The sequence below is a fragment of the Acidihalobacter prosperus genome (assembly GCF_000754095.2).
Classification (GTDB): domain Bacteria; phylum Pseudomonadota; class Gammaproteobacteria; order DSM-5130; family Acidihalobacteraceae; genus Acidihalobacter; species Acidihalobacter prosperus.
Genome location: NZ_JQSG02000003.1, coordinates 109,957 through 122,981, shown reverse-complemented (window position 1 = coordinate 122,981; position 13,025 = coordinate 109,957). Strand labels below are relative to the sequence as shown.

14 protein-coding genes are annotated in these 13,025 nt (G+C 65.2%); 3 read left to right on the top strand and 11 right to left on the bottom strand.

The features are described 5' to 3' along the window. The first annotated feature begins 15 nt into the window (after positions 1-15). Positions 16-450 carry a hypothetical protein gene (locus THPRO_RS07325; RefSeq protein WP_145930734.1) on the top strand — a complete coding sequence of 145 codons (435 nt, stop codon included), beginning with the start codon at positions 16-18 and terminating at the stop codon, positions 448-450. Here THPRO_RS07325 and THPRO_RS07320 read toward each other — a convergent pair. Beyond that, on the bottom strand, positions 423-1,112 hold the full coding sequence (locus tag THPRO_RS07320) for a histidinol-phosphatase (RefSeq protein WP_065089432.1): 690 nt from the start codon (positions 1,110-1,112) through the stop codon (positions 423-425). The genes THPRO_RS07325 and THPRO_RS07320 overlap by 28 nt on opposite strands. A gap of 125 nt (positions 1,113-1,237) precedes the next feature. On the opposite strand from THPRO_RS07320, the gene THPRO_RS07315 reads away from it, so the two are divergent. Together THPRO_RS07315 and ptsP (THPRO_RS07310) are read left to right on the top strand one after the other, a co-directional pair. After that, complete coding sequence (locus tag THPRO_RS07315) at positions 1,238-1,768, top strand: RNA pyrophosphohydrolase (RefSeq protein ID WP_038089046.1); 531 nt, start codon at positions 1,238-1,240, stop codon at positions 1,766-1,768. A 46-nt stretch (positions 1,769-1,814) separates the two neighbouring features. Then, positions 1,815-4,082 carry a phosphoenolpyruvate--protein phosphotransferase gene (ptsP, locus tag THPRO_RS07310; protein WP_065089585.1) on the top strand — a complete coding sequence of 756 codons (2,268 nt, stop codon included), beginning with the start codon at positions 1,815-1,817 and terminating at the stop codon, positions 4,080-4,082. A gap of 19 nt (positions 4,083-4,101) precedes the next feature. On the opposite strand, the gene THPRO_RS07305 is transcribed toward ptsP (THPRO_RS07310), so the two are convergent. The 10 genes from THPRO_RS07305 to THPRO_RS07260 all read right to left on the bottom strand — a co-directional run bounded on the left by THPRO_RS07305 (position 4,102) and on the right by THPRO_RS07260 (position 13,016). Next, a complete protein-coding gene (locus THPRO_RS07305; RefSeq protein WP_236717271.1) occupies positions 4,102-4,620 on the bottom strand; it encodes a peroxiredoxin family protein in 519 nt (172 codons plus the stop codon). A gap of 80 nt (positions 4,621-4,700) precedes the next feature. Further along, positions 4,701-6,065, bottom strand: coding sequence for a magnesium transporter (gene mgtE, locus THPRO_RS07300; protein WP_038089043.1), 1,365 nt, complete (start codon positions 6,063-6,065; stop codon positions 4,701-4,703). A 77-nt stretch (positions 6,066-6,142) separates the two neighbouring features. After that, on the bottom strand, positions 6,143-7,888 hold the full coding sequence (gene ptsP, locus THPRO_RS07295; protein ID WP_038089040.1) for a phosphoenolpyruvate--protein phosphotransferase: 1,746 nt from the start codon (positions 7,886-7,888) through the stop codon (positions 6,143-6,145). Between the two features lie 111 nt (positions 7,889-7,999). Beyond that, entirely contained in the window at positions 8,000-8,269 is a 270-nt protein-coding gene (locus THPRO_RS07290; protein ID WP_038089037.1) for an HPr family phosphocarrier protein, read from the bottom strand. Continuing rightward, on the bottom strand, positions 8,256-8,669 hold the full coding sequence (locus THPRO_RS07285) for a PTS sugar transporter subunit IIA (RefSeq protein WP_038089034.1): 414 nt from the start codon (positions 8,667-8,669) through the stop codon (positions 8,256-8,258). Before THPRO_RS07285 ends, THPRO_RS07290 begins: the two co-directional genes overlap by 14 nt. A 44-nt stretch (positions 8,670-8,713) precedes the next feature. Beyond that, positions 8,714-9,574: an RNase adapter RapZ gene (rapZ, locus tag THPRO_RS07280; protein WP_038089031.1), complete on the bottom strand. Its 861-nt coding sequence runs from the start codon at positions 9,572-9,574 to the stop codon at positions 8,714-8,716. Next, positions 9,571-10,515: an HPr(Ser) kinase/phosphatase gene (gene hprK, locus THPRO_RS07275; protein ID WP_038089028.1), complete on the bottom strand. Its 945-nt coding sequence runs from the start codon at positions 10,513-10,515 to the stop codon at positions 9,571-9,573. Before hprK ends, rapZ begins: the two co-directional genes overlap by 4 nt. Positions 10,516-10,523: 8 nt before the next feature. Then, complete coding sequence (gene ptsN, locus THPRO_RS07270) at positions 10,524-10,988, bottom strand: PTS IIA-like nitrogen regulatory protein PtsN (protein WP_038089025.1); 465 nt, start codon at positions 10,986-10,988, stop codon at positions 10,524-10,526. Between the two features lie 24 nt (positions 10,989-11,012). Then, complete coding sequence (gene hpf, locus THPRO_RS07265; RefSeq protein ID WP_038089200.1) at positions 11,013-11,333, bottom strand: ribosome hibernation-promoting factor, HPF/YfiA family; 321 nt, start codon at positions 11,331-11,333, stop codon at positions 11,013-11,015. Between the two features lie 222 nt (positions 11,334-11,555). Next, complete coding sequence (locus THPRO_RS07260; RefSeq protein ID WP_145930733.1) at positions 11,556-13,016, bottom strand: RNA polymerase factor sigma-54; 1,461 nt, start codon at positions 13,014-13,016, stop codon at positions 11,556-11,558. Between the last annotated feature and the right edge of the window lie 9 nt (positions 13,017-13,025).

Here is a 13,025-nt window from a genome sequence, read left to right as displayed (position 1 = left end):
AATGAAGGAATGACTATGGATGACAATATCTCGCTGCTGGCCGCCCAGGCCGCCGCGCCCAGCGTGACAGTGAACGCGGCGCTCGACGAGGCGCTGCGCGCGCTTGACCGACGCATCGAGGTGCTGGCCGAAGCATTACAGGTCGAATATCTGGGGCCGGGCATCGGTATGCTGGACATGGATGCCGAGCACGTGTTCCGGCTGGCCGTGCGCCATCACGTGTGGGACGTCGCGCATGCCGGCTGGGGGGTGAAGGTCTGCGACGCGCTGCCCAATGGCGGCCTGCGCCCGATGTGGCCGATCCATGGCGTGGGCCGGCTGCGCAAGCAGCAACTGGTCAGGGCACTGCCTGCGTTCTTCCAGGGTTACGTGACGGCCGTGGCTGCAGCAGGCAAGGCGGGAACGCCTGCTGGACGCGAGCTTCAGGCCTTGGCCGAAAGCTTCGGCTGAGCGCTGTCGCGCAGGTTGAGTATCGGCCAGCCGCGGGCATCGGCAACGGCGGCCAGCTTGGTGTCGGGATTGACGGCCACCGGATGATCGACGCGTTCCAGTAGCGGCAGGTCGTTGTGCGAATCGCTGTAGAACCAGGATTCCGCCTCTGCCAGATCGGGTCGCGAGGCCAGCCAGGCCTGCAGGCGCGCGACCTTGCCCTCGCGGAAGGCGGGGGTGCCCTCGATTTCGGCGACGAAGCGGCCGTCGATCCGTTTCGGTTCGGTCGCGATCAGGTGCTCGATGTCGAACAGGTCCGCAATCGGGCGGGTCACGAAGCTGTTGGTGGCCGTAATCAGAACGAGGGTGTCGCCGGCCTCGCGGTGACGCGATACCAGTGCGCGGGCCTGCTCGCCGATCATCGGCTCGATGCGTTCCTGCAGATAGCGTGCGCGCCACGATTCCAGTGCCTGCAGCGGGTGCGCGGCCAGCGGTGCGAAGGCGAATCGCGCGAAGGCGTGGATATCCAGCGTGCCGGCGGTGTAGTCGGCATAAAACTGTTCGTTGGCGCTGCTGTTGGCTTCGCGGTCGACGATGCCCTCGTCCATCAGGAAGCGGGCCCACTCGTGGTCGCTGTCGCCGTTGAGCAGGGTGTGATCGAGATCGAAAAGGGCAAGTCCCATGATTGTCCAAGGTGTCGATTAAGGCGCTGTCATTGTACCGGTTGTCGCGGATACCGTCATTTGCCCAACGACGGCGCTTATGGAAAAATGAGGGCATGCATTGATGCCGCCATTGGGGTTTGCAAGTGATTGATTCGGACGGATTTAGACATAACGTTGGGATCATCCTGAGCAATGCCGAGGGGCGGGTCTTCTGGGGCAAGCGCATCGGCCAGTGCACCTGGCAGTTCCCGCAGGGCGGAATCCGCCCGGACGAGTCGCCTGAGGAGGCGATGTATCGCGAGCTGTGGGAGGAGACCGGCCTTGAGGCCGGGCATGTAAGCTTGGTCGGCAGGACGCGGGGCTGGTTGCGCTATCGCCTGCCCAAGAACCTGGTTCGACGTCATGCTTCGCCACGTTGTATCGGGCAGAAGCAGGTCTGGTTCCTGCTCAGCCTTGATTGCGACGAAAGCTGCTTCAATCTGGGCGCTTCGCCCAAACCCGAATTCGACGGCTGGCGCTGGGTGGATTACTGGCTGCCCATGGAAGAGGTCGTGTTCTTCAAACGCAAGGTCTACCGGCGCGCGCTGAGCGAACTGGCGCCGCTGCTGTTCGGTGCGGAAGCGGAAACCGCGTCCCCCCTGCCCACTTCAGGCCCGGCCCGACGTGTGTCCTGACGACGATCACGCCACGGCAGCGCCGGAGCAGCTGCTGCAGCAGCCGTTGCTGCAGACCCTGCAGCGCATCGTGGAGGCCGTCGGCGCGGCCGATTCCACCGGCGAGGCGCTGCGCGTGCTGGTCACGCGCGTGCGCACGGCGCTGGAGGTCGACGTCTGCTCCATGTATCTGGTCATGCCGGGGCGCGAGCGCCTGGTGCTGATGGCCACCGAGGGCCTGAACCAGGCGGCGGTCGGTCAGGTGCAGCTCGATTTCGACGAGGGGCTGGTCGGGCTGGTGGCGCAGCGCGCGGAACCGGTCAACCTGGACGAGGCCCCTGCCCACGCCCGCTACAAGTTTTTCCCCGAAACCGGCGAACAGCGTTATCACGCGTTCCTTGGCGTGCCGATCATCCATCGTCGCCGCGTGCTTGGCGTGTTGGTCGTGCAGCAGCGTGTCAGCCGCAGCTTCGACGATGGCGCGGTCGCGCTGCTGTCCACGCTCGCGGTGCAGATCGCGGTAGCCATCCGCCAGGCGGAGCTGTCGGGCGAAACGCTGCGACTGCTGCGCGGAGAACTGCCGACCGACCTCATCATCACCGGCCTTGGCGGCTCGCCGGGCGTGGGCATTGGTGTGGGACGCGTTGCCTACTCGCAGTCCGACCTCGACCGCATCCCCGACCGGCAGGCCGCCGATATCGGGGCCGAGGTGCTGGCCTTCCGTCAGGCCGTGGAGGCGGTACGCGAGGAGATGGCCGCGATCCGCACGCGCATGGTGGACGTGCTGCCGGCCGAGGAGCAGGCTCTGTTCGATGCCTACACCATGATGCTGGCAAGCGAACATCTGATCGAGGGCACGGCCGCGCGCATCGAGGAAGGCAGCTGGGCGCCGGCGGCGCTGCGCGACACCGTGCGGCAGTACGCACGCGCGTTCGAGGAGATGGAGGACGCCTACCTGCGCGAGCGCGCCAGCGACATCCGCGATCTTGGCCGACGCATTCTGGCGCAACTGCTCAGCCAGGTCAGCAGCGAATCTCCGATGCCCGAGCGCACGGTCCTGATCGGCGAAGACGTGTCCGCCGCTCAGCTGGCCGAAATTCCCCCGGAACGGCTGGTCGGCGTGGTCTCGGCGCGCGGCTCGAGTTCTTCGCACGTGGCCATTCTGGCGCGCGCGCTGGGTATCCCGGCAGTGATGGGCGCGGAGAATCTGCCCGTGGGTCGTCTCGAGGGTCAGGAGCTGGTGGTCGACGGCTATCAGGGCCGCCTGTTCATCCAGCCCGGCCCGCAAGTGCGCCGGGAGTTCGAACGCCTTGCGCGCGAGGAACGCGAGCTTTCGGACGGCCTCAACGCACTGGCCGGCGAGCCCGCGCTCACGCCGGACGGCCGCCTGATCCCGATCTACGTGAACACGGGCCTGCTCGCCGATGTCGAACCGGCGCTCAAATGCGGCGCCGAAGGCGTGGGGCTTTACCGCACCGAGTTTCCCTTCATGGTGCGCGACCGCTTTCCCTCCGAGGAGGCCCAGGTATCCACCTACCGGCAGATGCTGAGCGCCTTCTATCCGCGTCCGGTCACCCTGCGTACCCTGGACATCGGCGGCGACAAGCCATTGCCGTACTTCCCGCTCAGCGAGGACAATCCGTTCCTCGGCTGGCGCGGCATCCGCGTGACCCTGGATCACCCGGACATCTTCCTCACCCAGATCCGCGCCATGCTGCGCGCCAATGCCGGCCTCGACAATCTGCGGGTGCTGTTCCCCATGATCAGCGCGGTCAGCGAATTGGAAGAGGCCAATCGACTGCTCGCACGCGCCGCCGAGGAATTGCGTGAAGAAGGCCTGGTGATCCCGCCGCCGCAGGTGGGTGTCATGGTCGAGGTGCCTTCGGCGGTTTATCTCGCGGAATCGTTGGCGCGACGGGTGGATTACCTGAGTGTCGGCACCAACGATCTGGTCCAGTATCTGCTGGCGGTCGACCGCAACAACAGCCGGGTCGCAGACCTATACCGCCCGTTGCACCCGGCGGTTCTGCAGGCGTTGAGACAGGCGCGTGAAGGTGCGCGCCGTGCCGGCAAGCCGATCTACGTGTGCGGCGAGATGGCGAGTGATCCCGCGGCGGTCATTCTGCTGCTGGGCATGGATTACGACGGCCTGAGCGTCAGCGTGGCGGGGCTGACGCGGGTCAAGTGGGTGGTGCGCAGCTTTTCCACCGAGACGGCGCGAGCGCTCACGGACGAGGCGCTGAAGCTGGAAGATCCGGACCGCGTGCGCGAACTGCTCAATGATGCGCTCGTCGACGCAGGTCTCGGCGGGTTGGTGCGGGCCGGCAAACGTTGAGCCTGTCGCGCGCTCGCGCCTAGCCGTTGCCCTGTTTTTTCAGCATGCGCTCGATCCGGGCCGCGAGCTTGTGGACGTCGACATTGCCGATCTTCTGGTAGACCACGCGCCCCTGCGGATCGATCAGGAAGGAGGTCGGTGTCAGTCGAATGGTGCCGAAGGCCTTGGAAATGGCATCCGTGTGATCGATGGCGATCGGATACGGAATATGCCGGTCCTGCTGCATGTTGCGCACCTGCGAGGGCACGTCGTACGACATTGCCACGCCGATGATCTCGAAGCCCTGCGGGGAGAGGCGGTCGTAAAGCTTGGCGAGGTGGGGGATCTCCTCGACGCAGCCGGGGCAGCTGGTGGCCCAGAAGTTGATCAGCACCGGGTGGCCGCGCAGTTCGCGCAGATCGACGGTCTTGCCATCGAGCAGGGTCATCTCAACGTTCGGCGCGGCGTTGCCCGATGGTGCGAGCCATAGCCAGCCTGCAAGCCCGACGAGGCCGAGGACGACAAGTCCGATGATGAGATCGCGGGGCTTCATCTTCATTGCGTTCATTCTGTTCTGGACTCAAGGCTGGGGCCGCAATAGCTTAGACCCCGGCCGTGCACGAGGGAAGGCGTGCATGGCTAAAGGCTGAACAGCACCACGGTGGCCAGCCCGAGGAAGGAGGCATAGCCGATCACGTCGGTGAAAGTGGTCAGGATCACGCTGCCGGCGATTGCGGGGTCGACGCCGAATCGACGTAGCAACGGGGGCAGCGTCACGCCCACCACGGCCGCGGCGAACAGGTTGATGATCATCGCCAGGGCGATGATGCCGCCGATGCGCAGGCTGTCGAACCAGATCAACGCGATCAGGGCGACGACCAGCGCCCAGAGCAGGCCGTTGATCGCGCCCACGGCGATTTCCTTGCTGAATATCCAGCGCAGGTTGCCGCGGTTGACCTGGTCGAGCGCCAGCCCGCGCACGACCAGGGTGAGCGTCTGGCTGCCGGCAATGCCGCCCATGCTGGCGACGATCGGCATCAGCACGGCCAGCGCGACGGAACGTTCGATGGTGCCCTCGAACAGGCCGATCACCCATGAGGCCAGGAAGGCGGTGGCGAGATTGATGCCGAGCCAGACCGCGCGCCGGCGCGAGCTGAGGATCACCGGTGCGAATATGTCTTCGTCCTCGCTGAGGCCGGCGCGCCCCATTACCGAGTGATCCGCCTGCTCGCGGATCACGTCAACCACGTCGTCGATAGTGATGCGTCCGAGCAGGACACCGCTCTCGTTGATCACGGGCGCGGAGATCAGGTCGCGGTCCTGGAAGATTTTGGCCACCTCGTGCGCCGGCGTGGCCGCCTCGATGGCCGAACTGGAGGTATCCATGACCTCGGCAACGGTATGTTCCGGGTCCTGGGTGAGCAGCTCGGACAGCCCCAGCAGGCCAAGGTATTTGTCGTAGCGGTTGACGACGATGAGCTTGTCGGTGAGATCCGGCAGCGCGCCGCGTAGGCGCAGATAGCGCAGCACCACATCGAGGGTGACGTCGGCGCGCACGGTCACCGTGTCGGTATCCATCAGGCCGCCGGCGCTGTCCTCTGGATAGGACAGGACCGCCTCGAGGCGGGAACGGCGCTGTTTGTCCATTCCCTCCAGGGTTTCCTGCAGCACTGCGGCGGGCAGGTCCTGGATCAGGTCGGCAAGATCGTCGACGTCGAGGCTATGCGCGGCCTGGACGAGTTCGTCCGCATCCATGCCCTGGATCAGGCTCTGGCGCACCTCGTCGCCGAGGTGCAACAGCACTTCGCCATCGTATTCGGGATCGACCAGTTCCCAGACCAGCTCGCGCTGCGCCGGCGGCATGGATTCGAGCAGGTGGGCGATTTCAGCAGGGTGCAATGCGTTGAGCATGCGTCTGGCCTGCTGCATGGTCCCCGTCTGCAGGGTTGCGGAGATGAGTTCCAGATTGCTCGCGGTGCGTCTAGTCGGTTCCGGGTCGGCCATGGCGCGCGCTCGTGTTGAAGAATACGGACGATGGCAGTGTAACAGCCGAAAGCCTCTGCGGCCGGTCGGGATGGTGGTTAAACGGCCGGGTCCAGATCGCGGTTGATCTCTTGCAAGCGACGCAGGCGCTCGGCCCGATCGGGCGTTGCGAGCAGCGCATCGGCCGGTTGGCTAAGGGCGCCGCAGTCGGAATTGCGAATGACGTGGCGGATTTCGGCAAGCCGGTTGATCGGGACGCTGAATTCGCGCAGCCCCAGGCCGAGCAGCAGACGGGTGTAACGGGCGTCGCCCGCCATCTCGCCGCACATCGCGACCGGAATGCCGGCGCGTGCGCCGCCTTCCAGGGTCAATCGGATCAGTTGCAATACCGCCGGATGCAGCGGGTCGTAGAGATGGTTGACCATCTCGTCGGTACGGTCGATGGCGAGGGTGTACTGGATGAGGTCGTTGGTGCCGATGGACAGAAAATCCAGGCGTCGAGCGAAGGCCTCGGCGGTCAGCGCTGCGGCGGGTACCTCGATCATGGCGCCGATCGGCAGATCCGGGTCGAACGGGCGACCTGCCCGACGCAGTGCCTCGCGCTGCTCGGCGATCAGGGCGAGGCATTGATCGAGTTCGGAGAGATCGGTCAGCATCGGCAGCATCAGCCGGACGGGGCCTTGCGCCGAAGCGCGCAGTATGGCGCGGATCTGCGCGGCGAAGGGGGCCGGTTCGCGCAGGCTCAGGCGTACCGCGCGCAGGCCGAGCGCCGGATTGGGCGAGATTTGCCCGTCGCGCATGTCGCCGTCGAAGAGTTTGTCGCCGCCGAGATCGTAGGTGCGGATCGTCAGCGCCGAGCCCCGCAGGGCACGCAGCGCCTTGCGGTAGGCTCGCAGCTGTTCTTCCTCGCCCGGCGGGCTGGCCTTCGGGTTGATGAAAAGGAATTCGGTACGGTAGAGGCCGACCGCGGTGGGGCCGAGCCGGCGCAGCGCGGCAAGGTCGGCATCCAGCTCGATATTGGCCTGCAGAGAAATGACGTGTCTGTCGAGGGTGATGCCGGGCAATAGGACCGATTTGGCCAGCGTCGCGCGACGTACCCGGTCGCGGCGCAGGCGTTCGCGGAAATGGCGTTGCAGGGAAGGGGCTGCACCCGCGAGCACGAGGCCCGCGTCACCGTCGATGATCAGCGTTTCGCCGCTGCCGATCAGGCGCAGTGCGGCATGGGTACCGACGACGGCGGGTATCTCCAGGCTGCGCAGGAGGATCGCGGTATGCGACAGCGGTCCGCCGAACTCGGTGATCACGCCGGCTACGCGGGCATCGTGCAGGCTGGCGATGTCGGCGGGCGACAGGTCGCCGGCGACCACGACATCGCCCCGGCTGGCGGGCGCGGAAGTCGCTTCATGGCCGGCGAGCAACCGTTGTATCCGTCCGATGACGTGCGCGACGTCGTCGCGGCGGGTGCGCAGGTAAGCGTCCTCCATGGCATCGAAGGTGGCGACCAGTTCGTCGTACTGGAGCTTGAGCGCCCATTCGGCATTGCAGTGCAACGCGCGCATGTGCTGGATGGGCGCCTGGGCCAGGAGCCCATCCTCCAGCATCAGCAGATGCGTGTCGATGAAGGTGCCGACATCGGCAGGCGCATTTTCGGGGATGCGGTCGCGCACGCCCTTGAGTTCGGCCTTGGCGCGCTGTAGCGCACGGCGGAAACGACGAATCTCGGCAGGCAGATCCGCGGTGGCAAGGCGCCGTTCGACGATTTCCGGCGACTCCTGTTCATAGCGGTATGCGCGGCCGATGGCGATGCCGCGGGAGACACCGATGCCGTTGAGCAGCAGGCTCATGCAGTGATGCTTCCTTCGTGCTGGCGGGCGGAGTCGGGATCCGCGCCGGGTGGCGGCGTCGCGTGTGCGATGCCCCTTCTGTTTATAGCATTCGGGCCCTTGTCGCCGGTCTCAGCTTTCTTCCCCGAAACGGTCGGCGATCAGCGTACTCAGTTCGGCCAGCGCCTGTTCGGCGTCGGTACCGTCGGCGTGCAGTGTCAGCGTGCTGCCTTGGGCGGCGGCAAGCATCATGACCCCCATGATGCTCTTGCCGTTCACGCGGCGCCCGTTGCGCTCGAGTTCGATGTGGGCATCGAAGCGGCTGGCCAGCCCGACCAGGCGCGCCGCGGCGCGCGCGTGCAGCCCGAGCCGGTTGACGATGGTGACCTCAGTCTTTGCCATGCCTGCTGACCTCCTGGCAGTTGAGGACGCCGTCGTGCCCGCCGCTCAGCGCCTTGTCCATGAGCGCATCCAGATCGAGCGCGGGATAATTGAAGATGCGGATCAGCATGGGCAGGTTGACGCCGGCCAGAATGCGCACCTGATGCGCGTCATTGCAGAGTCGGCAGGCGATATTGCTGGGCGTGGAGCCGAACATGTCGGTCAGCACCAGGACGCCGTTGCCGGTATCGAGTCGGTCGCACAGTTCGCGGGCACGTTTGAGTATTTCATCCGGATCCGATACCGGCGAGACGGCCAGATTGGCCACGGACAGCGGTGTCTCGCGCAACATGCCGCGGGCCGTTTCCATCAGGTCGGCACCCAGTCGGTTGTGCGTGATGAGCAGGATTCCCACGGACATGAAACGATGAGCCTATGCAGGGTCGGGCGAATGGGGGCGGGCCATCAACCCAGCTCCCGGTGACGGATGGTGATTTCGGTACCGCGTTCGTCGCGGAAGGCGTCTCCGAGCCGCTGCACGAGGTAGACCGAGCGGTGTTGCCCGCCCGTGCAGCCGATCGACACGGTCAGATAACTGCGGTTTTCCGCCTCGAAGCGCGGAATCCAGGTCTGCAGGAACTGGCGGATATCATGGTACATATCCTCGACCATCGGGTGCGAGGCCAGATAGTGCTGCACCGATGGGTCGAGTCCGGTCTGGTTGCGCAGCCGCGGTTCCCAGTGCGGATTGGGCAGGCAGCGGACGTCGAAAATGAAATCGGAGTCACCCGGCACGCCGTGCTTGAAGCCGAACGACTGGAATTGCAGCGACAGTGAGCCGACGTGGCTGCGTCCGATGCGTTCGCGAATCTGGGCGCTGAGTTGATGGACGTTGCTGCGGGTGGTGTCGATGGTCAGATCGGCATGTTCGGCGATCACCGCGAGCAGCGAACGTTCCAGGTGTATCGCCTCGATCAGCGGCAGGCCCTTGCGCGACAGCGGGTGTTTGCGGCGGGTTTCGCTGAAGCGCTTGAGCAGCGTGTCGATCTCGGCCTGCAGATAGATGATTTCGAGTTGCACGCCGCGCGTGCGGATGTCCTCGAGAATGTCCTTGAAGCGGCGTAGCTCCTCGATGCCGCTGCGGGCATCGATGCCGACGGCGGCTTCGTCGTAAAGCTTGACCTTGGGGCTGAGCAGGTTTTCGACGAAGGCAGGCAGCAGGCCGAGGTGCAGGTTGTCGATGCAATACAATCCCTCGTCTTCTAGGGCGTGCAGGGCGACGGTCTTGCCGGAGCCCGAAAGGCCGCTGATGATGATCAGTCTCACGGTTGGTTCCCGAGGCGTTCCTGCTGGCGCTGGATCAGGTCGTCGGCCGCATCATAACCGGATTGCAGCAACAGATGTTTGCGCACCGCGGCTTCGACCAGCACCGCCAGGTTGCGGCTGGGGGCGACGGGAATCTCGATCACGGGGATCTCGACACCGAGCAGGCGCCGGGTCCGGGTAATGCCGTACAGCCGGTGCTCGTCTGCATGATGGCCGCCGTGATGGTGGCGCAGGTCGATGATCAGCCTCAGGTACTTGTTGAGCTTGATCGCATTGTCGCCGTACATCGCGCGCACGTTGAGAATGCCGAGGCCGCGTACCTCGAGCATGTCCTGCAGCACCATCGGGCAACGCCCCTGCAGGGTGTCGGGGGTAATGCGGGCAAATTCGGGGGCGTCGTCCGCGACCAGTCGGTGGCCGCGGGTGATCAGTTCCAGCGCCAGCTCGCTCTTGCCCACGTTGCTGTCGCCGGTCAGCAACAGACCCGTGCCGAGTACCTCCATGAACACGCCGTGTGCGGTGGCGGTTTCGGCGAGGGTCTCGCTCAGGTAGTAGCGCAGGGTGCTGATGAGTTCCTGGGTGGCCAGTGGCGAGGCGAACAGCGGGATGCCGGCGTGCTCGGCCAGCCCGATCATGCGCTCGTCCGGGAATTCCCCGCCGCCGATCACGATCAGAATGCTTTCGCCGTTGAACATCTGCCGCAAGGCCTGTTCGCGGGCGTCGTCGTCGAGCTGGCGCAGATAGGCGCACTCGCGACTGCCAAGCACCTGGACGCAATGCGGGTGCACCAGATTCAGATGTCCGACGAGGGTGGCGCCGCCCCAGTGCGTGTCGGCGGCGGACAGCTGGTGTACGCCTCCGTCGCGTCCCGACAGCCAGGAGAGCTGCAGGCGCTTGCCGAGCGCTTGGTAGAGGGCAGCCGCTGAAAGATTGGCTTCCATGGCGTCGCCTAGGCGGCGTGCCGGGCTTCCCAGTCGCTGAGCAGTCCCAGAGTGGCTTCGCTGCCATCGGCAGTGCGCAGCTGTTGCACGGCGACCGGGTCGCTGAACAGCTGCGCCAGCCTGGAAAGCGTCTCCAGGTGTTCGCTGGCGCTATCCTCCGGCACCAGCAACGCGAACAGCAGGTCGACGGGTTGCTGGTCGGGGGCATCGAAATCGATGCCCCCGCTGAGTTTGATGAAGGCGGCCTGCGTCTCCTTGAGCCCGGTCATGCGGCCGTGGGGGATCGCCACCCCATGGCCCAAGCCGGTGCTGCCGAGGCGTTCGCGCGCGAGCAAGGTATCGAAGACCTCGTGCGAGGAAACCTGCCCGCCTTGGGCCAGCAGCTCGCTCAGTGCTTCCAGCGCCCGTTTCTTGCTGTGGATGTCGGCACCGCTGAGGATGCGCTCGGTGGTGAGAAGTTCGCCTATCTGCATGGTTCAGGTGTCGCCCCGATGTTTTCAGGTGGCCGTGCGTTTGGTCGCTTCGGCCTTGTGGTGGTCCTTGGTTTTTTCCTTGTGCTTGATGACCTGCCGGTCGAGCTTGTCGACGAGTGCGTCGATGGCGGCGTACATGTCTTCGCTGACGGCGTCCGCGAAGAGCTGGTTGCCGCTGAGATTGAGGCTGGCTTCGGCTTTCTGGCGCAGTTTTTCTACGGAGAGGATCACGTGGACGTCAATCATGTTGTCGAAATGCCGCTCGAGGCGCTGGAATTTTTCGCTCACATAGCTGCGCAGGGCGTCGGTCAGCTCGATATGGTGCCCGGACAGATTGATTTGCATACGATACTCCTCGTTGAGGGCCATGTCTTATGTGCCCATGTGGGGGGCGGGGCCGTCATGGCTGGCGCCATCCCGCGGCCGCTTTCGCGGCCAGGGGCGGCATCCCCCGCCGCCTGATGTCGACGCTCGCACCCGACCGTGCTCCCTGGTCCGGCCGGCCCGCGGCAGGTGTTTCGCGGTGCGCAAGGTCGAGGATACGTGTGAAGTCGCCATAATCTGAGTCTAGTTGAGGCGCTTGCGATCGCTGGAGGACGGGATGTTCATGCCCTCGCGGTACTTGGCCACGGTGCGGCGCGCCACCTGGATGCCCTTTTCGCCGAGCAGGTCGGCGATCTTGCTGTCCGACAGGGGCTTGTCACCGGGTTCGCCCTCGATCAGCTTGCGGATCATCGCGCGTATGGCGACGGCCGAGCACTCGCCGCCGTCGGCCGTGCCGACATGGCTGGAGAAGAAGTACTTGAATTCGAAGATGCCGCGGGGGGTATACATGTATTTCTGGGTGGTGACGCGGGAGATGGTCGATTCGTGCATCTCGACCTGTTCGGCGATGTCGCGCAGCACCAGCGGTTTCATGGCCTCCTCGCCGTATTCCAGAAAGCCTCGCTGTTGCTCGACGATGGCGGTGGCGACGCGCAACAGGGTTTCGTTGCGGCTTTGCAGGCTCTTGATGAACCAGCGGGCCTCCTGCAGCTGATTCTTCATGTAGGTGTTGTCCACGCTGCTGTCCGCGCGCCGGACCATCGAGGCGTAGGTCGAATTCACGCGCAGGCGCGGCGCCACCTCCGAGTTGAGCTCCACGCGCCAGCGCTGCCCCTGTTTGCGCACGGTCACGTCGGGGACGATGTACTCGGGGCGGCTGTTGCTGATCTGCGCGCCAGGGCGGGGGTTGAGCGACTGGATCAGTGCGATGGTTTCCTGCAGCTCGGTCTCGTCCAGATCCAGGTGACGCATCAGTGCCTTGAAATCGTGGTTGCCGAGCAGGTCGATGTGCGATTGCACAAGATGCCGCGCCGATGCCAGCCGGGGGGTGTCCCTCGGCATCTCCGAGAGCTGTATGTCAAGGCACTCGGACAGGTTGCGCGCACCGCAGCCGGGCGGATCGAGCCGTTGTACGAGATGCAGTACGGCTTCGACGTCCTCGATCTCGAGTTCGGTCTGCAGTTGATCCGCGAGCGAGGCGCGGATGTTTTCCAGGTCTTCCTGAAGATAGCCGTCGTTGCCGATCGCGTCGATCAGGGTCATGGCGATCAGGCGGTCCTGCTCGTTCATGGTGGCGAGGTGGACCTGCCAGAGCAGATGGTCCGCAAGCGATTCGCCGTCTCCGCTCTGCGACTCATAGGGGTCGCGGTCGTCGCCTTCGGAGGGTGCGGAGCCGGCCGCGGAGGGCGGTTCGTAGATGTCGTCCCAGGCGCTGTCGACGGGCAGCTCGTCCGGAATCGTGTCCTGCGACGGACTGTCCTCGGCGCTGCTTTCGCGGGCTTCGCCGTTGATCGGTTCGCCGTCCGCGCCTTCGCCCCGGCCGCCGTCCTCGTCGATTTCGAGCATGGGGTTGGTCTCGAGCACTTCCTGGATGTGCGTCTGCAGCTCGAGCGTCGAGTACTGCAGCAGACGTATCGCCTGCTGCAGCTGGGGAGTCATCGCCAGGGATTGCCCCAGCCTGAGTTGAATGGATGGCTTGATCATCGCGCCTGA